Here is a 23,565-nt window from a genome sequence, read left to right on the forward strand (position 1 = left end):
GGATGACCGACGGGGTGGCGCTCGCGCACGACTACGCGACGCAGCGTGGCGGTGCGGAGCGGGTGGTCCTGCTGCTCGCCGAGGCCTTTCCCGGCTCGCCGCTGTACACCACCCTCTACGACCCCGCGGGCACCTTTCCCGAGTTCGCGGGGCTCGACGTGCGCACGTCCTACCTCAACAGGGTCGGGCCGCTGCGCCGGTCGCACCGGATGGCCCTGCCGCTGCTGGCGTCGGCCGTGGCCACGCACCGCGTCCACGCCGACGTCCTCGTCGCCAGCTCGACGGGGTGGGCGCACGGCTACCGCGGCGCGCGGCGCACCGTCGTCTACTGCCACGCCCCGGCCCGCTGGCTGTACCAGCGGGACCGCTACCTGTCAGGGGACGAGGGCGCCCGCGCGTCCGACCGGGCGCGCCGGTTCGTCGCCGGCGCCGCGCTCGGCGTCCTCGCTCCGGGGCTTCGCGCGTGGGACCGTCGGGCTGCCCAGCGCGCCGACCGCTACCTGGCGAACTCCACGGTCACCGCGCGCGCCGTCCGGGAGGCCTACGGGATCGAGGCCGAGGTCGTCCCCCCGCCACCCGCCCTCCTGCCCGACGACGGCGCCACGCGTCCGGTCGAGGGCGTCGCCCCGGGGTTCCTCCTGTGCGTGGCCCGGCTGCTGCCCTACAAGAACGTCGACGCCGTGATCGGTGCGGTGCGCGAGCTCGGGGACCGGCGGCTCGTCGTGGTCGGGGACGGTCCCGACCGGGCGCGGCTCGAGGGCCTCGCCCGGGCCGCGGGGGCCGTGCCGTCGTCGGGCGGGGGAGCTGCCCGGACGCCCGACGGCGTCGGGGAGCCTCGGGTGCGCCTGCTCGGCCGGGTCGACGATGCGACGTTGCGGTGGCTCTACGCCAACACCTCCGCGCTCGTCGCTGCGTCCTACGAGGACTACGGGCTCTCACCGCTCGAGGCCGGGGCGTTCGGAGCACCGTCCGTCGTCCTGCGCGACGGCGGGTACCTCGACACCGTCGCCGACGCCGTGACCGGCACCTTCTTCGACCGGCCGGATCCTGTGGAGATCGCGCACGCGATCGAGGAAGCCGCCAGGACGCCGTGGGATGATCAGGCGCTCGCGGCCCACGTGGCCCGCTTCGGGACCGGGCGATTTCTGGACAGAATCCGCGCGGTCGTGGAGCACGAGCGTCATGATGGGTAGACGGGGCCGCGAAGGCTCGTCGAGAAGCTCCAGAAGGCGAGGCTGCGCGTGACGGTCCGCGAGTTCCTGCGCACGGTGTGGGACGGTAAGTGGTACGTGCTGGCCGCCGTCGTGATCGTCATGGTCGCGGCCCTGCTCTACCTCAACCGACAGGTCACGACGTATCAGGCCGGTGCGACCGTGCAGCTCAACTCGGTGCAGGCGGGCGGCGGGGACCAGGGCGGGACCGCGGTGACGGCGAACCCGGACCCGACGCTGGTCACGTCGACAGCTGTCGCGCAGGCCGCGGCCCAGGACGTCGGAGGCGGCGCCAACCCGCAGGAGCTCGCCTCCCGGATCGCCGCGAGCTACGACTCCGAGACGCTCGTCATGACGATCCAGGCGAAGGATGCCGGCCCTCTGCGGGCCGCGACCCTCGCCAACGCGTTCGCCAAGGCGTACGTGGCCTACCTCCCCACGATCGTCGAGCAGCAGGCGGACAAGCTCTCGAAGCAGATGGATGCCGCCAGCAAGCAGATCACGGACGCCCAGGCGACGTTGCGCAAGGACAAGAACGACCCCAAGGCCAAGGCGCTGCAGTCGTCGGGCACCGAGACGCTGAACAACCTCACGCGGACGTGGTCGGCGTACGGGTCGTTGAGCCCGCCCGGGCAGGTCGCCCAGCAGGCGACGTCTGGGGTGCCGCTCGGGCTCGGACGCGACAGCGTGCTCGCCCTCTCGTTCCTCGCCGGACTCGCCGCGGGCGTCGGGCTCGCGTTCGCGCGACGCGGGGTGGACTTCCGGCTACGGACCGTCGAGCAGGCCGCCGAGATCGCCGACGCGCCGGTGCTCGCCGAGATCGACGGTGTCAGACGGGCCCTCAAGGACGCGACGCACCACGGCCGCCTTCCGGTCGCGAGCCGCGTCGCCACACCCTACACCGAGTCCATCCGCGAGCTCCGCACCGCGGTCCAGGTGTCCGCGCTGCAGCACGACCGGATCTCCGTTGTCGTCACGGCCGCCGACCCGAGCGCGCCCCGCTCCTTCATCGCGGCGAACCTCGCGGCGTCGTGGGCGCTGTCCGGGCGGCGCACCATCGCGATGTCCGCGGACATGCGTCGTCCCGAGCTCGACGAGATCCTGCCCGCGCCCGACGACTGGAAGGGCGACCCCCGCGCGCTCCGCCCGACGCGCGTCCCCAACCTCTCGCTCTTCCCCGTGCCGGACCAGCCGCTCGACCCGGCCGACTTCCTCGCGACCGCCCAGGCCCGCGAGCTCGTCGAGTCCCTGGGGGCTCAGGCGGACGTGCTCGTGATCGACGCGCCGCCGGTCCTCGCGGCTGCGGACGCGACGATCCTGGGGAGCTACGCGGACGGGGCCGTCCTGGTCGCGAGCGTCGGGAAGACCGACGAGCTCGTCCTCGTCGAGGCCGTGAAGCGCCTCCGCGTCAACCACGTGCACCTGTCCGGGCTCGCGGTCGCAGGCGTGAAGGGCAGCCGGCGCATGGCCTACGCGGCGACCTACGGCGAGGCCTCCGCGTCACCGGCCGTCGGTTCGTCCAGCACAGCCACGCCTGCCGTAACGCCGGTCACCGCACCTTCCGAGCCGGCGTCCGGGACGCGCGCCGAGCGTCGCAGCTCCGTCCCGCAGCGCGACCCGTCCGTACACCAGGCGCCCGCTGCTCAAACCCCTCTTGCCCGGCCGGGCCCGGTACGCCCCGAGGCTCCGGAGACGACGGCGCCCGTCGCGGGACGTGTGCCGGCACGGCCCGTCCCCGCGACCACCGGTGCCGTGCGCACCGCTGCGCCGTCGCTGCGGCAGGGCCGGCCGCGCATCCAGCCCGCCTGGAGCCCCGTGCAGAACCGGCCCCGGACCGGTGCGATCGCCGTCGTCGAGGAGACGACGACGGATCGCCCGGCTGCCTCGCCTGACGCGCGGTGAGGCGCGGCGCTCGGTCGGACGAGCGGCTCCGGGTCGTCGTCCTCGACCACACGGCCGACCTGGGCGGTGGTGAGTTGGCGCTCGCGAGGCTGTGCGCCGCGCTCGACCCCGCCGAGGTCCAGGTGAAGGTGATCGTCTTCGCGGACGGCCCGCTCGTCGGACGCCTGCGCGACCAGGGGACCGACGTCGAGGTGCTGGTGCTCGGGGAGGGCGTGCGCAGTCGGTCTCGCGACGCGCTCGGCACGTGGGGGAGCGCGCGGTCGGCGTGGGCCGCGGTGCCGTTCGTGCTCCGGCTCGCGCGAAGGCTCAGGGTGCTGCGCCCCGACCTGGTGCACACGCAGTCGCTCAAGGCCGACGTCCTCGGCTCCGTCGCGGCCGGACTGGCCCGGACACCGGTGGTGTGGCACGTTCACGACCGGATCGCCGACGACTACCTGCCGCCGCGCGTGGCCCGCGTCTTCCGCTGGCTCATCCGTCGGGTGCCGCGCGCGGTCGTCGCCAACTCCGAGGCCACCGCGGTGACGCTCGGGCGTCCCGACGCCGTCGTCGCGTACCCCGGCTTCGCCCCCGAGCAGGTGCGGCCCGACGGCGGACGAACCCACGTCGACCCGAACCCGGCAGTCGTCGGGCTCGTGGGGCGGATCAGCCCCACCAAGGGTCAGCTCGAGCTCGTGGCGGCCGCACCCGGGGTGCTCGCCGCACACCTCGGCACCCGGTTCCGGCTCGTCGGGGCACCGTTGTTCGGCGGCGAGGACTACGCGGCCGAGGTGGAGGCGGAGATCGGCCGTCGCGGCCTCGGCGACGCCGTCGAGGTCACGGGCCACGTCGACGACGTCGCGGGCGTCCTCGACGGGCTCACGGTCCTCGTCCACGCGTCGCCCGTGCCCGAGCCGTTCGGTCAGGTCGTCGTCGAGGGGATGGTGCGCGGGGTGCCGGTGATCGCGACCGACGCCGGGGGCGTTCCCGAGATCCTCCGGGGCGACGACGCCGGTCCGCTCGGCGTGCTCGTCCCGCCCGGTGACAGCGACGCGCTCGCGGAGGCGCTCGTCGGCGTCCTCGACGACCCCGCCGGCCGACGGCGCCGGGCCGAGGCCGCGTTCGCGGTGGCGACGGAGCGCTTCGCCGTCGAGCGGACGGCGGAGATCGTCACCGCGACCTGGCGGCGCGCCGGCGGGCGCCGCCGCTAGACCTGGCCCCCGCTCGTCGCGGACCTCGCACCGTCGAGCGCGGTGCGGAACAGCGCGGCCTGCCGGTCCCACGTGGGCAGGTCGTCGGGTGCCGCGACGCTTGCGGCACGCGGCCCTTGGACGGCCGCGACGACGGCGTCCGCGAAGTCGTCGCCCTTTGCGACGTCCACACTCTGCCCCGCGTCGCGGAACCCGGCTACTGGCGTCGAGACGACGGGCCGGCCGACGGCGAGGTACTCGTAGAGCTTGATGGGGTCGAGGCTGTCGGTGAACGCGTCGACGACGTGCGGCACCACGAGGAGGTCGGCGTGCTGCAGGTACGCGGGCACGGCGTCGCGCGGGCGGGGCCCGAGCAGGACGACACCGGCCTCGTGGAGCCGACGTACGTCGTCGGTACCGAGCGCGACCGGACCGACGAGCACGAGCGTGCCGTCGCCGTCCATGGCCTCGCTCGTCGTGACGCACAGGTCGACGTCGAGGCGGTCGGAGTGGAGCGTGCCGACGTAGACGGCGGTCCGGCCGGGAGGCAGGTCGTGCGGCCGGGGCGCCGGCGCGCGGTAGCGCTCGACGTCGACCCCGTTGGTCACGAGCGTCACCGGTGATGCCCCTGCGGGGCGTTCGGCACCCTTCGAGGCGGCGAGCGTCGGCGAGCACACCGTGACCGCGCCGGCGCGGGTCAGCACCGCCGACTCGTCACGGCGCAGCCGCTCGCGCTCCGCGGGCGGTCGGTCGGCGGCGAGCCAGTCGTCCGTCACGTCGTACAGGACCGGGAGGCCGGCGTCGAGCAGCGGCGCCACGCCGGCGTCGTTGATCCACAGCGTCGGCCGGACGAGGCCCGCGTGGCGGGCCGCGCGCAGGATGCGGCTCGCGCGGTGCTCGTCGTACCGGTGGGCGAGCCGGCGTGGCAGCGTCTTGGTGGGCTCGTACAGCCAGAGCCGGTCGGGCCCGACGCCGTCGAGCTCAGGGCCCGGCCGCAGACCCCGACCAGGCCGGGGGTCGTGCGGCGCAGGGCCGCGTACGCCAGGTCGGACGGGGGCTCGACGAACAGCACGTGGAGCGTCGGATCGGCGCGCAGCAGCTCCGACACGAGGTACTGGTTGCGGCGCCACACCTCGTCCCAGGGCTCGAGCGAGACGACGACGAGGGACTCGGGCTCGCCGGCGGGGACGCCGACCGGGGCGGGGCGTGAGCTCACAACACCGAACGGTAGACCGCATCCGTCGCGCCTACCTGCGCGTCGAGCGTGAAGTCGGCGCGCTGGCGAGCCTGCTCGGCTCGCGCGTAGGCGTCGCGACGGTCGGGGTCGGTGGCGAGAGCGCGGAGCGCAGTGCCGGCTCCGAGCGTGTCGCCCGGGCGGAAGAGGGCGCCGTCCGCGAGCCCGGCGAGCAGCTCCGTGTGGCCGCCGGCGTCGGCCGCGACGACGGGGAGCCCGCGCGACATCGCCTCGAGGACGCTCAGGCCGAGGCCCTCGACCCGGCACGGGGCGAGGAGCAGGGCGGCGTCGTCCATGAGGGCCGGGACGTCCTGCCGGTGCCCGAGGAACCGGGTCGCACCGTCGATCCTGAGACCCGCGGCGAGCGCCTCGAGCCCCGGGCGGAGCGCACCGTCGCCGGCGACGTGGAGCTGCCAGCCGTCGGCGGCCAGGCCCGAGGCCGCGAAGGCCCGGAGCCCGACGTCGCCGTCCTTCTCCGCCTCGAGCCGCTGGGCGAGGAGGACGACGCGGCTGCGTCCCGCGGCGGGACGAGCGTCGTCGACGGTGTCCACGCCGGGGCGCACCACGGTCGCGGCGCCGTCGACGTGCTCTGCCACGTACGCGCTGATGGCGATCTGCGCTCGGACGGGGTGCCGGGCGACGGTCGCCGTCAGGGTGCCGGCGGGGCCGGAACCGCGGCCGCGTGCGAAGTGCCGGGTCGTGACGACCGGCGCGAGGCGCCGGCCATGCAACCGCGCCAGCGGGGCCGCGAGCGCGGCGGCGACCTCCGCGGCGGTCATGTGGACGTGCACGATGTCCGCTGCCGTCCCGAGGCGGGCGACGGCACCCACCGTGGTGGTCAGGCCGCTGGCGGGCTCCGCGGTGACGTCCCGGCCGGACTCGCTCCGCATCGACGCCGGCTCCCCACCGACGACGCGGACCTCGTGACCGTGGGACGACTGCGCGCGGGCGAGTCGTGCGACGTGCCGCTCGACGCCCGCGAACGCGTCGGAGTCGACGACGTGCAGGACCCTCATGCGGCCACCGTGCCGACGGGCGGTGCGATCTCGGGATCGGCGGCGGTCGTCTCGGCGTCGGGCGCGGGCGGTGGGTCGGCCTCGTGCTTCGCGAGTGCGCCGACGCACACGCCGGCGAGGACGAACGGGATGGACGTCTGGACGGAGACCCAGAACAGGTCGAGCTGGCCCTGGACGAGCCGGGACGCGATGACCGCGAACCCGAGGGTGCCGTAGACGGGTGAGATCCGCCAGAGGACGACCATCGAGCCGATCATGAGGAGCAGGAACCCGATGAGGCCGATGGTGCCGGCGGACGAGAGCACCTCGAGCTCGGCGTTCGGCGGCTGGAACGAGTAGGGGTGCGACCCGAGTACCACCAGCGCAGCCCCGCGCCGAACCACTGGTTGAGGTTCCACACGACGAGCGAGTCCTGGTACCAGCTGATCCGCTGGTACGCGGAGTTGAACTGGTTCCCGGACTGGAGCTGGTCGACGAGGACCTGCACGACGAAGAAGGCGGCGGGGACCACGGCCAGCAGGACGAACTTCGTGTGCCGCACGCTCTGCCCTGGCCGCACCGCGACGACGAGGACGAGCAACCCGAGCCCCACGATCGCCTGGCGCGACTGCGTTGCGGCGATCGCCAGGACGAACAGCCAGAACGCCGGGTAGGTAATCCGCCGGGGAGCCCCAGCCAGGGTGGTCGGGCGTAGACGACGAGGGCGGCGATGCCGAGCAGGTCGCCCACGAAGTTCTTGTGCATCCCGTACGGCCAGCTCAGGAACACGGCCCCGGTGTTGCCCTGGGCGAGCTGGGTGAGTCCTTGCAGGCACGTGGCCGCGGCCAGGATCGCACACGCGCCGAGATAGAGGCCGACGCCGAGCCGCGCCTGGCCGGAGCGACCGACGACCCACCCCACGACGAGCGCGCCGGCGACCGACAGCCAGGCGTGGAACCACTCGACGGTGTTGGCGCGGTACGGGTTGGCGATCACGGTGAAGAGGGTCGCGAGCTGGTAGACGGCGGAGAGCCAGAGGAGGTTGCGCACGGGGCGCGAGTAGGGCCTCGGGCCGAGCAGCAGCGCCGCCCAGAACGCGCCGAACAGCGCGAAGTCGCTGAACGACAGGTTGGTGCTCTCGCCGCCGACGCGTTGCACGACGACGAGCGCCGGCATCGCCAGGATGGGGATCGCGACCGGGTTGTAGACGGTCGCGCCCGTGACGAGCACGGCGACGGCGGCCGCGAGGGCGTACGTCCCGTCGTGCGGGACGGCGACCCCGATCGCAGCGAGCACCCCGAGCGCCGCGACAGCGCCGAACGCCGCCGCGAACCAGCGACGCGCGAGGACGGCCCGGTCGGCTCCGCCGAGGCCGCGCAGACGTGGCCTCAGGCTCGTGCCGCGGACGCTCATGCGGGACCGTCCGTCCGCTCGAGCTGGGACACGGGCCCGCGGGCGTAGAGCGTGACCCTGCGGCGCGCCGCCGCGCCCCGTTGGCCCGGCAGGACGACGCCGCGCACGGCCGACCCCGCGAGCGCCGCGCCTCGTGCGGCCTGCCAGCCGAGCGCGCCGAAGTGCTTGCGGTAGTAGCGCTCCTGCGAGGCGTGGAACGTGCGCTCACGGCGGGCCTCGTCGGCGCTCGTCGCGCCGCCGGCGTGCGTCGCGACTGCGCCGGGGACGACCGCGTGGCGCCACCCGCGGGCGACGGCTCGCCGTGCCCAGTCGGTCTCCTCGGCGTAGAGGAAGAACGTCTCGTCGAACGTGCCGACGTCGTCGAGCGCCTCGGCGCGCAGGAGCAGCACGGATCCGATGACGAAGTCCTCCCGCGTGCGCAGCCGACCGAGCCCGACGGCCTCGAGCCAGGCGCCTCCGGGGGTCGGGAACGGCCAGGCGACGCGCGCGGGGGCGCCGCCGTCGTCGACCTGGGAGGGGCCGACGCTGGCGAGCCGCGGGCCGATGGCGAGAGCGTCGGACAGCCGTCTGACGTCGGCGGGCTCCACGACGGCGTCCGGGTTGAGCAGAAGCACGTCGGCACCCGGGGCGAGCCGGTCCGCGAGGGCGTGGTTGACGCCGGCCGCAAAGCCGCCGTTGCGGCCCGGGTCCAGGTAGCGGGCGCCGGCTGCCACGGCGACGGACTTCACCTCGGGCGACGACGAGTTGTCGACGACGGTCACCGGGAACTGGCCGGCCACGGGGGCCAGCGCCTGCGCGAGCAGGTCGGGGCGGTGGTACGCGACGACGACAACCTCGACGTCGCGCGCGGGCTCGGCGCCGGGTGCGGGCGGAGCGACCTGCCGTGTACGACTGCCGGTCATCGACGCGTACATCGCCTCGTAGTCGTCCGCGACGGACGCCCAGGTGCAGGTCGCGGCGCGCTCGATGCTGGCGGCCCGGAGCCGTGCCGCCAGCGCGGGGTCGTCGCCCACCCGCTCGAGGGCGTCGCGCAGGGCGGGGACGTCGTCGGGCGTGACGAGCAGCCCCGCGTCCCCGACGACGTCGGGCAGCGCCCCCGTGGACGTCGCCACCACCGGGGTCCCGCAGGCCATGGCCTCGACCACGACCCGGCCGAACTGCTCGACCCATCCCGGGGTCACCAGCGACGGGACGGCCAGCACGTCCACCGAGCGGTAGAACGCCGCGAGCCCCTCGGCGTCCGTGCCCGGGTGGAGCGTCACGCGTCCGTCCGAGCGAGCGGCACGTGCGGCGACCTCGTCGCGCAGCGGGCCGTCGCCCACGAGGTCGAGGCGCAGGGTGTCGGACGTCTCCACGGCGTCGAGGAGGACGCGGACGCCCTTGTAGTCGACCAGGCGCCCCGCGTAGCCGACGCGCACCCGGCCGCCAGTGCCGGGCACCGCCTCGGGCCGCGCGTCGTCGGGATGGAAGACCGCAGGATCGAAGCCGAGCGGGATCCAGTGCACCTGGCCGCGGAACCCCTTGCGGACGGCGATCTCGCCGGCCACGTTGCACACGGACAGCGCCGCCGCCCGGCGCAGCACCGCGCGCTCGAACCAGCGGAACGGTGGTGGGTAGCGCTTCTCGATGTTCTGGGCCGAGTACAGCGCGTACGGGGCGAGCGTCCGCGGCCGGCCCGTCAGCAGACGACGGAGGCGGCGCAGCACCAGGATCTCCAGCGACGCGAGCGCGTACGGCTCCTCGTGCAGGTCGAGCACGTCCACGTCGCGCCCCAGCTCGCGCCACAGCGCCACCGGGTCGAAGAGGAACAGGGCGGGGTGGGAACCGAACGTCCGGACCCCCACGACGTCCTCGCCCGGACGCGGCTCGAGCGGGATCACGCGCCCCGTCTCGTCCCACGCGCGCGCCGACAGGAGGCGCACCTCGACCCCGCGACGGCGCAGCTCGCGCTCGCGCTCGCGCCACGCGTCGACCACGGCACTGTGGGAGACGCGGAGGACACGCATGTGAAAGATTGTCGGGCATGTTGCGGGTCCGTGGGATCAGCGGTCGCAGAGTTCACCTCCTGCGGCGCCCGGTTCGAGGAGCGAAGCCGTGAGCGGGCCTCTCGTCAGCGTGGTCGTCTGCACGAACCGGGGCGGCCCGTACCTGGACGAAGCCCTGCGTTCCGTGGGGGCGCAGACGTACGACGCCGTGGAATGCGTCCTGGTCGACGACGGCGTCCCCGACCCCGCGGCGCTGGCGGGGCTTCTCGCACCGTTCCCCGACGTGCGCGTCGTCCGTACGGAAACGTCAGGGATCTCGGCTGCGCGCAACCGCGGTCTCGCCGAGGCCCGCGGCGAGCTCGTCGCGTTCCTCGACGACGACGACCGGTGGGACCCGCGCCGCCTGGAGCTGCAGGTGCCCGCGCTGGCCGCCGACCCTGCCCTCGTCGCGGGCTACTGCGGGCTGCGGACGATCGACGCGGACGGCATCGTGCTCGTCGAGGCCGACCAGGTACCCGTCGCGTCACGCGTCGACGTCGCCCGGGGCCGTGGCGGGATGCTGCTCCCGAACCTGCTGCTCCGACGGTCCGCCGTCGAGAGCGTCGGGAGCTTCAGCACCCGGTTCCGGACGGCCGAGGACCTCGACCTCGTCCTTCGGCTCTCCGCTCTCGGCGGGTTCGGCTTCGTGCCCGACGCGCTCGTCGACTACCGCCACCACGGGCAGAACACCACCGCGCGATACCGCCAGCTCGCGGCGAGCATCCGCGCCGTCGTACGGGACCAGGAGCGCGCCGCCCTGCAGGCGGGCGACGAGCCGCTCGTCGCCGCGCTGCGGGAACGGGACGCCGCGAACGACCGCTTCGCGGCCTGGTCCGCGGCGCGGTCGGTCCGTGCCGCCCTCCGCGCCCGTGACGTCGGGCGGGCGCTCGGCGACATCGGCTGGGCCGCCCGGTTCGCGCCTCGCGCGCCGCTCCTGTGGCTGCGTCAGCGGGTCCGTCGGCGGCCCTGACCCGGACCCGACCGGGTGAATAGCGGGGGTTGGGCACCCGTGGCATTCCCCGGCCGCCGCGTGGTGGGGAGAATGCGACACATGCAGCTTCATCTGGGCTGGGGGCTCCGCTCACGCGTGCGCCGCGCCCGGCCCCACGTCGCCGCGGCACGGATGGCCGTCGAGCGGCACACGCTCGCGACGGTCGGGCACCGGCGCGAACGTCCGGGTGGCCGGATCCTCTGCTATCACTCGGTCGGACAGCATGCCGTCTGGGGCGTCAACGACGTCGGGGCCGCCCGGTTCCGGGAGCAGCTCGAACGTGCCCTCGGAGCGGGCTACCGTTTCGTCGACGCCACGAGCATCGCCGTGGGAGGCGGGGGGCGCAAGGAGCTGGCGCTGACGTTCGACGACTGCCCCCGCAGCGTCCTCACGACGGCCGCGCCGATCCTGGCGGAGTACGGGCTGCCGTTCTCGCTCTTCGTGGTCTCCGACTGGTCGGAGGGGACGGCCGGCCCCGGGGACGAGGCCGTCCTGTCGTGGGACGACGTCGTCCACGTCGCCGAGCTCGGCGGCGAGATCGGCAACCACTCCGCGACCCACCCCGACTTCGCCACGATCGGCGCGGGCGAGGCCGCGGACGAGATCGGGCGGGCGAGCGAGCTCATCGAACGGCGCACGGGGATCGCTGCGACGTCCTTCGCGATCCCGTTCGGGCAGTCGGGGAACTGGCCCGAGCACGCCGCGCGCGCGGCCCAGGAACTCGGCTACGACGTCGTCTACGCCCAGGGTGAGGAGACCCGGCCGCCGGGGACCGTCGCACGGTCGTTCGTCACGACCTTCGACCGCCCGCGGATCTGGGACGCGTTGCTCGAAGGTCGCTACGACCGGTGGGAAGAGTGGTTCTGACGTCGCCGCGTCGGGGTCCGGGAACGGAGCGTGGGCTCGTGACTCGTGAGCAACGACGAGCGGGAGGTACGTCCGGGGCACCCCGGACCGTGGTGTGCCTCGTGACGAGGGAGACGCGGGGCGTTCCCGCAGCGGTGGTCCGATGCCTCCAGGCCGCGGGAGGCTACGACGTGCACGTCGTGACGGCCGAGAGCCGGACGACGCTCCGGTACTCGCGGCACTGCACCATCCACCGGCACGCCCTCGCCACGGCCGACGAGGTGCTCGCAGCCGTCCAGGAGGCCGTCCAGGAGATGGTCACGTCGACGAGCGCCGGCGAGCCCGTGGTGGTGGTCCCGGTGGAGGAGGAGCTGATCCGGCTCACCGGCGAGGTCGACTGGTCCGCGGCTCCGCAGGTCGTCGTCGCGGCCGGCCCTTCGCCGGCGCTCTGCCGGACGATCGACGACAAGTGGGAGTGCCAGCAGCTGCTGGAGTCGGCCGCACTGCCCGTGATCGACACGGCCGCGGCCGACGACGACCGCGCGCGTGTCCTGGCGCGTGCCTCGGCCTGGCCGGACGGCGCCCTCGTGAAGCCCCGCCTCGGCGCCGGTGGCCGGGGGATCGTCCGGTGCCGGACCGTCGAGGAGCTCGACGAGGCCCTCGAGGCGAGACGTGACCAGCTCGATCGCTACATCGTGCAGGAGTTCATCGCGGGCGAGCACGTCGGGTGCAACCTCCTGGCGGTCGACGGGCAGGTCGTGCTCGCGACCAGCCAGGTCGGTTGGCTGGACGGCGTCCCGGACGGGTTCACCACCCCCGTCGGCCTCGACGTCGCCGCCGAGGAGGACGTGCTCGAGCTCGCGCAGGAGTTCGCAGCGGCGACGCGGTGGGACGGTGTCGCCAACATCGATCTGCGTCGTCGCCGGGGCGACGGGCGTCTGTTCGTCGTCGAGATCAACCCGCGCTACTGGCAGACGTTGCTCGGGAGCCTCGCCGCGGGGGTGAACTTCCCGCACGCCCACGTGGGCCGTGCTCGGGGCGGCGACCCGGAGTCGTCGCAGCCGCTGCCGACCCGCTGGGCGGACTTCCACACGATCACGGATACCGCCCCTGCGCTGAGGATCGGCCTGCGGAACGTCGTCGCGGTCCGCCGTGCGACCGACTGGCACGTGTTGGCGCTCGACCCGGCGTACGAGGCTGTGTTGCTGGCGGACAAGCTCCGGCGCATCGGGATCTCCGGCGCCCGACGGACCCTGCGGCGGCCTCGCCGGGCAGCGGGTGCTGCGCTACGACGCGCGGGCCTCCGTCAGTGAGGCCGCGCCTCGAGCGAACGAGCGAAGCGGCCTGACGGCGGGGCGCAGCAAGCCGCGCACGCGCCGTCCGAGCGGGTGCGGGACGACGGCCGGCCCGACCCGTAGCGTGACGCGAACGCCGTCCGGCGGTGCGATCCGGCGCTTGTAGTCGTGATACCCACCGAGGTCGAACCTGGCGAGACCGGCTTCCCGTGCGAAGGTGATCGTCTCCACGGCGATCCGGGTCCCGAGCGAGCCGCCCTTGAGGGGCCAGGCGTGGTCGCGGATCGTCACGAGAGCGATCGCGCTGCCGTCATGGACGCCGAACGACGCCGCCGCGACGTGTCGGCCGTCGTCGTCCGCCAGCGCGATGACACGGACGGCACCGCCGCGTACGAGCTCTGGCCAGACGGTGCGGAGGTCGTCTGCGGCGCCCGTCTCGTCCGCGGGGTCGTCCTTCCAGTTCGTCTCCCAGGTGTCGATCATCCAGGTGAGGGCCTCGGCCTTGTCCACCGTGATGTGGAGCGACTCGGTCTTGCGGGCCGTCCGTCGGGCGTCGGCGAGCAGACCCGTCGATCTCCAGTAGCCCTCGAGGCTGCCGTCCGTGAGGTCGGCGACGAACACGTCGAAGGGCTCCACCTCGTCGCTGGGGAAGTCGTGCGTGTCACCGAAGTACTCGGGGACCAGGACGTCGGCCCCGAGCACCGAGAGTGTCGTCCGGAGCATGCCGGGTCGGTGGGGTATTGGGAGGGTCGGGACGCAGGTCGCCGTCGCCACCTCCCAGGCGCCGTGCCGTGCCCGCAGGGTCGTGGCGAGGACGGGTTCGTCGCCGTGCATCACCAGCACGTTCCGCTTGGGGACCGAGGTCGGCTCGGCAAGCACCCCGAGCACGTCGCGCGAGGTCTGCTCCAGGTCGGGGCAGAGCTCCCCGAGGGCATCCTTGAACGTCGCGCTCGGGAGCGTCTCGACGACCACGCGCAGGCGCCTCGTCCGTGCCTTGACGCTGGCCGACGTCAGTTCGAGCGAGCGGGTTGCGCGCATCGTGCTCTCAATCGTCCTCAGAGGTGCCAACGGGCCACGGTCGCGGCGACGTCGGCCGAGACGGGTTCTCCGGCGGACAGGTCGTAGACCTTCTGTACCGCGGTGATCGGTGAGATATGGCCCGAGGGATCGTGTTTGCAATAGCGCAGGTGGACGTAGAGCGGCTCGTCGACCCTGTCGACCCGGCCCACCTCGGCCTGCTCGTACGGTGAGGTGAACCGTTCGCAGACGCCGAACCCGTTGTCGTACTTCGCCAGCCGCCGGACGAAGAACCGGGGCTCCGGGTCCTCGTAGCGCAGGCCGGCGACGAGGTGACGACGGTCCGGATGCAGGTTCACCCCGAGAAAGTGGCGAATGTCGAGACGGCTGCTGCGGAACTCCGCTGCGCGAACTTCCAGCGCCTCCGTCGCGACCATGTCGCCGTCCCACTTGAGGACGAAGCCCTGGGTGCACCGCTCGAGGCACCAGTTGTAGTAGTTGGCAAGGAGCCGTGGCGATGCCATTCCGCCCGGGGAGGCCGCGAGCGTGGCGTTCTCCTCGCCGTACCGAGCGATCGTGTGCGGATAGGTGAACGCGCGAACCTTCGCCGGGTACTTCTCTCGAAGGCGTCGGATGATCTCCGGCGTGCCGTCCGTACTGAGGTTGTCCACGACGACGATCTCGTCCACGGCGGGCTCGATCGACTCGAGCGCCGTCTCGAGGAACTCCTCCTCGTCGCGGACCCGGACCATGGCGGAGAGGGTCCGCGGTTGGGCGTCGGCCAGACGTCGCAGCACGGGTGCGGAGATCGACCGCTTGGCACGTCGTGCTGCGGTGACAGCGGGCCGCAAGGTCGTGCGTAGCGACATGTGCACACCCGCCCTTCCGTCGTGCCCGTGCGCCGTCGACGACCCAGGCGGTGGCGATCGGTGCCCCCTCGGCACGACTCTCGCTGCTCGCCTCGGTTCGTGTAAAGGGCGAAGGGTGCGAGCGCCGGGTGAAGTCGGAGAGCGACGCCGTCAGGCGCGGAAGGTCACTTCCGGCAGCCACCGGTGCAGCGATGCGACGAGTGCCGGGTCCAGCGGTGCGCCCGGCGCCGCGAGGCTCCGCTCGAGGGCCACGCGCTCCGGCGAGACGTTCTCGAACCGGTCCCGCTTGCAGTACTTCAGGTGCAGGTACGCCACGTCGGGTGCTTCGTCACGCATGCCGAGCGACGGCCAGTCGTCGTAGGGGAGCGAAACCGCTCCCACACGTCGAACCCGTTGTCGTACCGGGCGAAGCGGCGGAGGAACGCCCGCGGCTCGGCATCCTCGTAGGGCAGACCAGCGATCAGCGAGGTGCCGCTCGCGTGGAGGTTCGCGCCGTGGAAGTAGCGCACGGCGATCTCGGCGGACCGCAGGCCGTCGATCAGCGCGGGGAAGGCGTCGGTCGCGATCATGTCCCCGTCCCACTTGACGACGAAGCCGCGGGTGCAGTGCGCCAGGCACCACTCGTAGTAGTTCGCGAGGAGGTGCGGAGACCGCAGCCCGTCCTTGGTGCTCGCGAGCCGACGGTTCTCCTCGCCGTAGCGGGCGACCTCGAAGGGATAGCGCAACGGGACGACCTTCGTGCCGAGGGACTCGCGCAGCCGGGCGATCACGTCGGGCGTGCCGTCCGTGCTGAGGTTGTCGACGATGACGATCTCGTCCATCGAGTCGGCGATCGAGCGCACGGCCGCCTCGAGGAACTGCTCCTCGTTGCGCACCCGGATCATGGCGGAGAACGTCCGCGGGGCCCGTCGGAGCGTCCGGCGCAGGAGTGGCGAGGAGGTCCGTGCCACGAGGGGTGTCAGGTAGCGCACGACGTCAGATCACCTGCTGGCCGCGCGTCGTCCGGAGCGTGCGGGGAAGGCCCTCAGCCCTCGGTCGATCCGTCGCTGCACCCGCCTGCCGAGCTCGGCCGCCCGAGACTCGCGTGCGGTGGCACGGACGATCTCCTGGCGGTGCGCCCGGGACCCCACGTCGATCCGCTCGTAGACGCGCATCCAGCCGTCGAGGATCGCCACCCGTCGGAAGCCCGAGCGCGCGATGAGTCTTCGGAGCGATGCCGCCTCCTCGTAGAGGAAGAGGGCGTTCGCCTCGGTCCGGGGGCGCACGTCCAGGTTCGCGTACAGCAGGCCACCTGGGCGGAGCCACCCGTGGAGACGTTCGAGCGTGGGGGCGAGGTCGGGGACGTGGGTCAGCGTGTCGATGGCCGTCACGACGTCGTACGACCGTGGTTCGAGGGTCGCGGAATCGAGGTCGACGAGATCGATCCCCGCGTCCTCGGGCCGCCGGTCGAGGCGGTGACGGGCGAACCGGAGCAGCGACGTCGACACGTCGGCGCCCGTCGAGCGGAACCCGAGCCGGTGGAAGAGCTGGTTCGTCACTCCCACGCCGGACCCGAAGTCGAGGTGGTCGCGGCCCGACGTCCGCGACATGGCGTCCAGGGCGACGACGACGCTCGTGGGGTACTCGTAGCCCTCGGCCTGGAGGTAGGCGTACCAGAGCAGGTCGAAGCTCCACGAGGTCGTCGTGTCGTAGAAGTCCGCCAACCCTTCGCTCGAGGTCCGTTCGCGCCTGACGTACTCCTCGAGGTTGTGCGCCTCCCAGTGGATGCATCGCTCGACGCACTCCTCAGGGGAGTACCCGTAGCCGCTGCTCAGGTCGTCGAGCACAGCGGTCCGCACGTCGGACCGGCCTGGCGAGCGCAACGCTTCCCGGAAGAGCTCCATCGTCGTGCTGTCCCACGCGACGAGGCGCGCGGGAGCGTACTCGGCCGGATCGGGGCGGACCGCGCCGGGCAGCAACGGGTCCGGGTGCTGGGTGGTCTGAGGCGCGCTCGTGACGGATCCTCCTGCCTGACGTTCCCGACGTCGACGGTCGGCAGAGCCTACCTCCGCCCGACCAGAAGATCGTGGCACTTCGCTTGCCTCGTAGCACCGGACGACCGGGGTGAAACTCGCGCTCCCTCGGTTGACGCGTGGCTGTCGGTGCAAGAGGCTGAGCGTGCTCCGTGCGAGGGCTTCCTGGTGTGCGGACGAAGCGTCACCGCAGGTGGCGCGACGGTACCGATGCAAGGAGACGACCAGAGCGTGGCAGCTGCGACACCCGTACTCCGTGCGGCGGTGGTGGGCGCCGGCTATTGGGGCCCGAACCTCGCCAGGAACTTCGCGTCCTCGGACGACTGGGAGCTCGCAGCCGTCTGCGACCTCGACCGGGAGCGTGCCCGGGCCGTCGCTCGGGCCTCCAAGGACGCGGACGTCGAGACCTCCGTCGACGAGCTGCTCGCACGGGACGACATCGACGCCGTCGCGGTCGCGACGCCCGCCGCGACCCACTACGAGGTCGTGCTCAAGGCGCTGCGGGCCGGCAAGCACGTCGTCGTCGAGAAGCCGCTCGCGGACACGACGGAGCGAGGGCACCGGATGGTCGAGGAAGCGCGGGCCCGCGGGCTCGTGCTCATGACCGACCACACCTTCTGCTACACGGCGGCCATCGAGAAGGTCCACGAGATCATCGCGGCGGGCGAGCTGGGCGAGGTACTGTACGTCGACTCCGTCCGGATCAACCTCGGGCTGGTCCAGCCGGACATCGACGTGTTCTGGGATCTCGCGCCCCACGATCTCTCGATCATGGACTACGTCCTTCCCGGTGGCCTCGAGCCCGAGTGGGTCTCGGCGCAGGGGGCGGACCCCATCGGCGCCGGAAAGTCCTGCGTCGGATACCTTTTCCTCCCGCTGCCGGGCGGCGCGACGGCGCACGTCCACGTCAACTGGTTGAGCCCGACGAAGATCCGCAACATGACGATCGGGGGCTCCCGGCGAACCCTGGTCTGGGACGACCTCAACCTGGCGCAGCGAGTCAGTGTCTTCGACCGCGGCGTCGACCTCGCCACCCAGCAGCTCAACCGGCTCGACCGGACCGAGACCATGGTGTCGTACCGCCTCGGGGACACCTGGTCGCCCGCGCTCAAGGAGCGTGAGGCGCTGGGCGCGATGATCTCGGAGTTCGCCGACTCGATCCGTGGCTCTCGCGCCCCCGCGACCGACGGGGCTGCGGGGCTCCGGGTCGTGCGGATCCTCGAGGCCGCGACCCGTAGCCTGGCGAGCGGCGGCCGGGAGGTCCCGGCCGACGTGACGGCGGAACCCGTGAGAGGACTTCCATGACAGAGATTCGGGGCGCGAACGTCCTGGTGACCGGCGGGGCCGGGACGATCGGCTCGACCCTGGTCGACCAGCTCGTCGCCGAGGGGCGGCGCACGTCGACGTCCTGGACAACCTGGTCCGGGGGCGCCGCGCGAACCTGGAGGACGCCCTCGCCGGTGGAACCGTCTCGCTGGTCGAGGGGGACATCCGTGACCGCGACCTCGTCCACGACCTGACCCGCGGCAAGGACCTCGTCTTCCACGAGGCCGCGATCCGGATCACGCAGTGCGCCGAGGAGCCGCGGCTGGCCCTCGAGGTCCTGGTCGACGGCACGTTCAACGTCTACGAGGCGGCGGCCGAGCACCACGTCGACAAGCTCGTCGTGGCGTCGAGCGCGTCGGTGTACGGGATGGCGGAGGAGTTCCCGACCACCGAGCGCCACCACCACCACAACAACGACACCTTCTACGGCGCGGCCAAGTCGTTCGACGAGGGCATGCTCCGGTCCTTCCGGGCGATGTACGGGATCGACTACGTCGCGCTCCGCTACTTCAACGTCTACGGCCCCCGGATGGACGTCCACGGGCTCTACACCGAGGTGCTCGTCCGGTGGATGGAGCGCATCGCCGACGGCAAGCCACCGCTCATCTTCGGCGACGGCGCGCAGACCATGGACTTCGTGTGCGTCCCCGACATCGCGCGGGCCAACGTCCTGGCCGCGGCCTCCGACGTCGTGGAGGGTCACTACAACATCGCGAGCGGCACCGAGACTTCGCTGCTCGAGCTGGCCGAGGCGCTGCTCGCCGTCATGGGCTCCGACCTGGGCGTCGAGCACGGTCCCGAACGTGCCGTCAACGGCGTGGTCCGGCGGCTCGCCGACACCAGCGCCGCCCGCCGCGACCTCGGCTTCGAGTCGACGATCGGCCTCGAGGACGGCCTGCGCATGCTGGTCGACTGGTGGCGCCCGCTCCGCGCGGAGATCGCCGCCGGGCGGACGGCCGTGGGCTCGTGAGCGCTCCGGAGGGACTCGACCCGGTCCACGTGATGAAGCCGTGGCTTGGTGCCGAGGAGGTCGCCGCCGTGACCGAGGCGATCGAGTCCGGCTGGATCGCTCAGGGCCCGCGCGTGGCCGCGTTCGAGCGGGCGTTCGCCGAGACGGTCGGTGCGGCCGAGGCGGTCGCGGTCTCGAGCTGCACGACGGCGCTCCACCTCGCGCTGGTCGTCGCCGGCGTCGAGCCCGGTGACGACGTCGTCGTGCCGTCCTTCTCCTTCATCGCGACGGCCAACGCTCCGACGTACGTCGGGGCCCGTCCGGTGTTCGCGGACGTCGACCCCGCGACCGGGAACCTGACGGCGCAGACCTTGGCCGCCGCGCTGACACCCGCCACGACCGCGGTCATCGCGGTCGACCAGGGCGGCGTCCCCGTCGACCTCGACCCGATCCGCGCCCTCTGCGACGAACGGGGGCTCGTCCTCGTGGAGGACGCCGCGTGCGGCGCCGGGTCCACCTACCGTGGCCGGTCGGTGGGCGTGGACGCCGACGTCACGACCTGGTCGTTCCATCCGCGCAAGCTCCTGACGACGGGGGAGGGCGGCATGCTGACGACCTCCGACCCCGAACGCGCGGCACGGGCGCGTCGCCTCCGCGAGCACGCGATGAGCGTCTCCGCGGCGGACCGTCACGCGAGCCTCGTGTCCCCCAGGAGGAGTACGACGAGGTCGGCTTCAACTTCCGGATGACGGACCTCCAGGCAGCGATCGGGCTCGTGCAGCTCGGGAAGCTGGCCGCCATGGTCGAGCGCCGCCGCGAGCTCGCCGACCGGTATCGCGCCGAGCTCACCGGGATGCCCGGCATCAGGCTGGTCGCGGACCCCGCCTGGGGCACCTCGAACTTCCAGTCGCTCTGGCTCGAGGTCCTCCCCGAGTACCCGCTCGATCGGGAGCAGCTCCTGCAGGCGCTGGCCGAGGCGGGGATCTCCGCGCGCCGCGGCATCATGGCGGCCCACCGGGAGCCGGCCTATGCGGGCAGGGACACCAGGTCGGTGGCCCTCGACGTGACGGAACGCCTGACCGACGCGACGCTGATCCTCCCCGTGTACCACCAGATGACCGAGCAGGACCTGCTCCGCGTCGTCTCCGTGATCCGCGCCGCCGCCGAGCGGAGGTCGTGACCGTGGGGTCCGACGTCACCGTCCCTTTCCTCGACCTGGCCGCCCAGTCCGCCGAGATCGCGGACGAGGTCCTGAGCGGCTGGCGCGACCAGCTCGACGGCGCGCAGTTCGTGGGCGGACCCCAGGTCGCCGGCTTCGAGGAGGAGTACGCCCGGTACGTGGGTGTCGAGCACTGCGTCGGGGTCGGGAACGGGACCGACGCCGTGGAGCTCGCGCTGCGTGCCGTCGGTGTAGGCCCCGGGGACGAGGTGATCCTTCCCGCGAACACCTTCGTGGCGACCGCGGAGGCCGTCTCGCGCGCCGGTGGTGTCCCCGTCCTCGTCGACTGCGACCCGCAGCACCTCCTCATCGACCCCGACCAGGTCGCCTCCGCCGTCACGCCCCGGACCCGCGCGGTCGTGCCGGTCCACCTCTACGGCCAGACGGCGCCTGTCGAGGCGTTGCGCTCGATCGCGGAGGCTCACGGTCTGGCCGTCGTCGAGGACGCCGCCCAGTCCCAGGGGGCGTCGTCGTCGGCCGGGCGAGCGGGAGCGCTGGGAACGGTCGCGGCGACCAGCTTCTACCCCGGCAAGAACCTCGGCGCGGGGGCGACGCCGGCGCGGTCCTGACCGACGACCCCGACGTCGCAGACCTCGTCCGGAGCACCGCTAACCACGGGAGCACGGTCAAGTACGTCCACGACCGGGTCGGGCTCAACTCGAGGCTCGACGCCGTCCAGGCGACCGTGCTGCGTGCGAAGCTGCGGCGCCTCGACGTCTGGAACGCGGCGCGGCGCGCGGCGGCCGACCGGTACGACGAGCTCCTGGCCGACGTGGCAGGTGTCCGCACACCCGTCCGGCGGGCGGGGAACACCGACGTCTGGCACCTGTACGTCGTGCAGGTCGAGGCGCGCGACCGGGTCCTGGCCGACCTGGGCGCCGCCGGGATAGGCGCCGCGATCCACTATCCGACCCCGATCCACCTCACGGGGGCGTACGGGCACCTCGGGTACCGCGAGGGAGCCTTCCCGGTCGCCGAGGCGGCCGCGCGCCGGATCCTGTCGTTGCCGATGCACCCCCACCTGACCTCGGGTCAGCAGGACGTCGTGGTCGACGCACTGCGCCGCTCGGTCGCGGGTACCGGGGGCGCATGATGGCCTCCGCCGCGGGCCGGATCGACGTCATGATGTGCGTCGACGACCGCTACGCCCTTCCGCTCGCCGTCACTCTGGCCTCGCTCGAGCAGTCCACGGCGGACGACGGCGAGGTCGTCGTCCACGTGTTTCACAGCGGGCTGTCGAGCGACGAGATGACGCGGGTGGCTGCCCCGCTGAAGAAGCTCGAGCTCCGCTGGTACCGCATCGACGCGGCGAGCGTCGACGGCGCCCACTACCCGCCGTGGATCTCGCCGGCGACGCTCTTCCGTCTGCACCTCGGCGAGCTGCTCCCGGCAGGGATCGGGCGGGTCCTCTACCTCGATGCCGACGTCGTGGTCCGCCGGCCCCTCGACGACGCCTTCGCCGCGCCCCTGGACGACGGGGCACTGCTGGCGGCCGTGCGCGACGGTGGCTGCCCGTGGGCTGCTCGCAACCGGTTCCCGTGCTGGCAGGAGCTCGGGATGGAGCCCGACACCCCGTACTTCAACGCCGGCCTCCTCGTGATCGACGTCGAGCGATGGAAGTCCGAGCGCGTCGGGGAGCGGTGCCTCGAGATCCTCCGGACGACCCAGCCGTACTTCGCCGACCAGGACGCGCTGAACGCCGTCGTCGCCGGCCGGTGGCACGAGCTGCTGCGGCGCTGGAACCTCCAGACCGTCGACGTGCGAGGAGGCGAGGCGTGGGCGCTGTGGCCGGAGGAGACGTCCGCGGCCGTGGCCGACCCCGCGGTCGTCCACTACACCGAGAGCGACAAGCCGTGGCAGCCGCTGACCGGTCACCCGCTCAAGGACTACTGGATCGAGGCGGTCCGGTACACGGACTGGTCGGACTGGACGCCGCCTCCCGGCCGGAGCGGCTCACCCCTGGTCAACCGCGTGCTGTCCGCCGCTCGTCGACTGCGGGCGCAGCGGGACGCGAGGCTGAGCCGCCAGGAGTGGTGACAGGCTGCCGGACGACGCGCCGGGCGCCGAGCCGCCAGCGGGCCCGGCCGAGCGTTCGTCGTACGCGCCACCGCGCTCCGGCCAGCTTCGGCGCGACCTTCGGCACGAGCCGGGGGCCGTGGCCCGGGCGGAAGGCGTCCGTCACCCGGCACATCACCAGGAAGCGCCGACGGGAGTCGATCTCGGTCGCCCAGGTCCGGTAGTGCTCGGAGCGGCCGTCCTCAGAAGTCCCCGACAGCACGAGCGACATCCAGAGGAAGTGGTGCGCGACCGCCCGCCGAGCGGCCCGTGCGTCCCACGCCGTCGGGCCCGTGTCGCTGGAGTCGAAGGCGCGCAGCCGTTCGGTCGCGTCGACGAGCGGCTCCCCGAAGTGCACCGCGCTCATGTTGTCGCCGTGCCGTCGGTAGTACGCCGCCACCGGCCCTGCGATGCGCGCGACGTCGGCGTGCTGCGCGCTCTCCAGCCAGTACTTGAGGTCACTGGTGTGCGGGAACTCCGCGCGGTACGGCCCGACGGCGTCCAGCACGTCGCGCCGGACGATCGCCTCCGGGCTGGAGATGGGGTTGTCCGCGGTACGCGCCACGATGCGCGCCCACCGGCGTCCCGGCCAGACGTACCAGCGTGGGGTGGCGTCCGGGCGCCTGGGCGGGACCTCGTCCTCGAAGAGCTCGACGTCGCCGTACACAAGCCCTACGGCGGGGTCGGCGTCGAAGAGCCGCTCGGCGCGCGCGAGGGCACCCGGAGCCAGGAGGTCGTCCGCGGAGAGGAGCACGAGGAACTCGCCGCGCGCTTCGGCCAGGCCGCGGTTGGCGGTGCCGATCAGACCCAGGTTGACCTCGTTGTGGAGCACCCGCACGCGACCGTCCTGCGCGGCGAGAGCGTCGGCGACCTCGCCGCTCGAGTCGGTCGACCTGTCCTCGACGACGACGATCTCGACCTCCACGTCCTGGTCGAGCACGCTCGCGACGCAGGCGGGGAGGAAGTGGCCGTAGTTGTAGCAGGGCACCACGACCGAGAACCGCGGGTGAGCGGCAGGTTCATCCACGAGCCAACCTCCTG

Annotated in this window: 22 protein-coding genes and 2 pseudogenes; 12 read left to right on the forward strand and 12 right to left on the reverse strand. The window is 73.1% G+C overall.

Annotated elements, in window-relative coordinates; all coding sequences use genetic code 11:
- Positions 1 to 2 precede the first annotated feature (2 nt).
- The 3 genes from QQK45_RS12720 to QQK45_RS12730 are packed head-to-tail and all read left to right on the forward strand — an operon-like array spanning position 3 to position 4,300.
- Positions 3 to 1,193 (forward strand): glycosyltransferase, encoded by a 1,191-nt coding sequence (locus QQK45_RS12720; RefSeq protein ID WP_284293565.1) that lies wholly within the window; start codon positions 3 to 5, stop codon positions 1,191 to 1,193.
- Between the two features lie 48 nt (positions 1,194 to 1,241).
- Positions 1,242 to 3,113, forward strand: a complete 1,872-nt coding sequence (locus tag QQK45_RS12725; protein WP_284293566.1) for a polysaccharide biosynthesis tyrosine autokinase — start codon at positions 1,242 to 1,244, stop codon at positions 3,111 to 3,113.
- Positions 3,110 to 4,300: a glycosyltransferase family 4 protein gene (locus tag QQK45_RS12730; protein WP_284293567.1), complete on the forward strand. Its 1,191-nt coding sequence runs from the start codon at positions 3,110 to 3,112 to the stop codon at positions 4,298 to 4,300. Before QQK45_RS12725 ends, QQK45_RS12730 begins: the two co-directional genes overlap by 4 nt.
- On the opposite strand, the gene QQK45_RS12735 is transcribed toward QQK45_RS12730, so the two are convergent.
- From QQK45_RS12735 to QQK45_RS12760, 6 genes are all read right to left on the reverse strand, one after another.
- Positions 4,297 to 5,097, reverse strand: a complete 801-nt coding sequence (locus QQK45_RS12735; protein WP_284293568.1) for a glycosyltransferase — start codon at positions 5,095 to 5,097, stop codon at positions 4,297 to 4,299. The genes QQK45_RS12730 and QQK45_RS12735 overlap by 4 nt on opposite strands.
- Entirely contained in the window at positions 5,052 to 5,495 is a 444-nt protein-coding gene (locus tag QQK45_RS12740; protein WP_284293569.1) for a hypothetical protein, read from the reverse strand. The genes QQK45_RS12735 and QQK45_RS12740 overlap by 46 nt, the downstream gene beginning before the upstream one ends.
- Positions 5,492 to 6,529: a glycosyltransferase family 4 protein gene (locus tag QQK45_RS12745; RefSeq protein ID WP_284293570.1), complete on the reverse strand. Its 1,038-nt coding sequence runs from the start codon at positions 6,527 to 6,529 to the stop codon at positions 5,492 to 5,494. The genes QQK45_RS12740 and QQK45_RS12745 overlap by 4 nt, the downstream gene beginning before the upstream one ends.
- On the reverse strand, positions 6,526 to 6,834 hold the full coding sequence (locus tag QQK45_RS12750) for a hypothetical protein (RefSeq protein ID WP_284293571.1): 309 nt from the start codon (positions 6,832 to 6,834) through the stop codon (positions 6,526 to 6,528). The genes QQK45_RS12745 and QQK45_RS12750 overlap by 4 nt, the downstream gene beginning before the upstream one ends.
- Positions 6,783 to 7,469 carry an O-antigen ligase family protein gene (locus QQK45_RS12755; RefSeq protein ID WP_348525224.1) on the reverse strand — a complete coding sequence of 229 codons (687 nt, stop codon included), beginning with the start codon at positions 7,467 to 7,469 and terminating at the stop codon, positions 6,783 to 6,785. Before QQK45_RS12755 ends, QQK45_RS12750 begins: the two co-directional genes overlap by 52 nt.
- A 448-nt stretch (positions 7,470 to 7,917) precedes the next feature.
- Positions 7,918 to 9,927, reverse strand: a complete 2,010-nt coding sequence (locus tag QQK45_RS12760) for a glycosyltransferase (RefSeq protein ID WP_284293573.1) — start codon at positions 9,925 to 9,927, stop codon at positions 7,918 to 7,920.
- 88 nt (positions 9,928 to 10,015) lie between these two features.
- On the opposite strand from QQK45_RS12760, the gene QQK45_RS12765 reads away from it, so the two are divergent.
- From QQK45_RS12765 to QQK45_RS12775, 3 genes are all read left to right on the forward strand, one after another.
- On the forward strand, positions 10,016 to 10,915 hold the full coding sequence (locus QQK45_RS12765) for a glycosyltransferase family 2 protein (RefSeq protein WP_284293574.1): 900 nt from the start codon (positions 10,016 to 10,018) through the stop codon (positions 10,913 to 10,915).
- 81 nt (positions 10,916 to 10,996) lie between these two features.
- Positions 10,997 to 11,803 carry a polysaccharide deacetylase family protein gene (locus QQK45_RS12770; protein WP_284293575.1) on the forward strand — a complete coding sequence of 269 codons (807 nt, stop codon included), beginning with the start codon at positions 10,997 to 10,999 and terminating at the stop codon, positions 11,801 to 11,803.
- Positions 11,804 to 11,982: 179 nt separating this feature from the next.
- The gene (locus QQK45_RS12775; RefSeq protein WP_284293576.1) at positions 11,983 to 13,095 is read left to right on the forward strand and encodes an ATP-grasp domain-containing protein; all 1,113 of its coding nucleotides are present in this window, start codon (positions 11,983 to 11,985) and stop codon (positions 13,093 to 13,095) included.
- Here the strand turns inward: QQK45_RS12775 and QQK45_RS12780 are convergent.
- The 5 genes from QQK45_RS12780 to QQK45_RS12800 form a co-directional block, all read right to left on the reverse strand.
- Entirely contained in the window at positions 13,069 to 14,115 is a 1,047-nt protein-coding gene (locus QQK45_RS12780) for a GNAT family N-acetyltransferase (RefSeq protein WP_284293577.1), read from the reverse strand. The genes QQK45_RS12775 and QQK45_RS12780 overlap by 27 nt on opposite strands.
- A gap of 17 nt (positions 14,116 to 14,132) precedes the next feature.
- Positions 14,133 to 14,963: a glycosyltransferase gene (locus QQK45_RS12785; protein ID WP_348525225.1), complete on the reverse strand. Its 831-nt coding sequence runs from the start codon at positions 14,961 to 14,963 to the stop codon at positions 14,133 to 14,135.
- Positions 14,964 to 15,113: 150 nt separating this feature from the next.
- Complete coding sequence (locus QQK45_RS12790; protein ID WP_284293579.1) at positions 15,114 to 15,278, reverse strand: hypothetical protein; 165 nt, start codon at positions 15,276 to 15,278, stop codon at positions 15,114 to 15,116.
- Positions 15,260 to 15,934, reverse strand: coding sequence for a glycosyltransferase (locus QQK45_RS12795; protein WP_348525226.1), 675 nt, complete (start codon positions 15,932 to 15,934; stop codon positions 15,260 to 15,262). The genes QQK45_RS12790 and QQK45_RS12795 overlap by 19 nt, the downstream gene beginning before the upstream one ends.
- A gap of 9 nt (positions 15,935 to 15,943) precedes the next feature.
- A complete protein-coding gene (locus QQK45_RS12800; RefSeq protein WP_284293580.1) occupies positions 15,944 to 16,921 on the reverse strand; it encodes a class I SAM-dependent methyltransferase in 978 nt (325 codons plus the stop codon).
- A 264-nt stretch (positions 16,922 to 17,185) separates the two neighbouring features.
- On the opposite strand from QQK45_RS12800, the gene QQK45_RS12805 reads away from it, so the two are divergent.
- The 6 genes and pseudogenes from QQK45_RS12805 to QQK45_RS12825 all read left to right on the forward strand — a co-directional run bounded on the left by QQK45_RS12805 (position 17,186) and on the right by QQK45_RS12825 (position 22,506).
- A complete protein-coding gene (locus tag QQK45_RS12805) occupies positions 17,186 to 18,280 on the forward strand; it encodes a Gfo/Idh/MocA family protein (RefSeq protein WP_431310273.1) in 1,095 nt (364 codons plus the stop codon).
- Positions 18,277 to 19,271, forward strand: a pseudogene (locus QQK45_RS12810) (NAD-dependent epimerase/dehydratase family protein). Before QQK45_RS12805 ends, QQK45_RS12810 begins: the two are co-directional and overlap by 4 nt.
- 32 nt (positions 19,272 to 19,303) lie before the next feature.
- Positions 19,304 to 20,430 (forward strand): annotated as a pseudogene (locus tag QQK45_RS12815) (DegT/DnrJ/EryC1/StrS family aminotransferase).
- 2 nt (positions 20,431 to 20,432) lie between these two features.
- Positions 20,433 to 21,038, forward strand: coding sequence for a DegT/DnrJ/EryC1/StrS family aminotransferase (locus tag QQK45_RS22320; protein ID WP_348525227.1), 606 nt, complete (start codon positions 20,433 to 20,435; stop codon positions 21,036 to 21,038).
- Positions 21,035 to 21,562 (forward strand): DegT/DnrJ/EryC1/StrS family aminotransferase, encoded by a 528-nt coding sequence (locus tag QQK45_RS22325; RefSeq protein WP_348525361.1) that lies wholly within the window; start codon positions 21,035 to 21,037, stop codon positions 21,560 to 21,562. Before QQK45_RS22320 ends, QQK45_RS22325 begins: the two co-directional genes overlap by 4 nt.
- Positions 21,559 to 22,506, forward strand: coding sequence for a glycosyltransferase family 8 protein (locus QQK45_RS12825; RefSeq protein WP_284293582.1), 948 nt, complete (start codon positions 21,559 to 21,561; stop codon positions 22,504 to 22,506). The genes QQK45_RS22325 and QQK45_RS12825 overlap by 4 nt, the downstream gene beginning before the upstream one ends.
- Here QQK45_RS12825 and QQK45_RS12830 read toward each other — a convergent pair.
- A complete protein-coding gene (locus QQK45_RS12830) occupies positions 22,433 to 23,551 on the reverse strand; it encodes a glycosyltransferase family 2 protein (RefSeq protein WP_284293583.1) in 1,119 nt (372 codons plus the stop codon). The genes QQK45_RS12825 and QQK45_RS12830 overlap by 74 nt on opposite strands.
- Positions 23,552 to 23,565: the final 14 nt, after the last annotated feature.

It is taken from the genome of Luteimicrobium album, from assembly GCF_030161555.1.
GTDB classification, from domain to species: domain Bacteria; phylum Actinomycetota; class Actinomycetes; order Actinomycetales; family Cellulomonadaceae; genus Luteimicrobium; species Luteimicrobium album.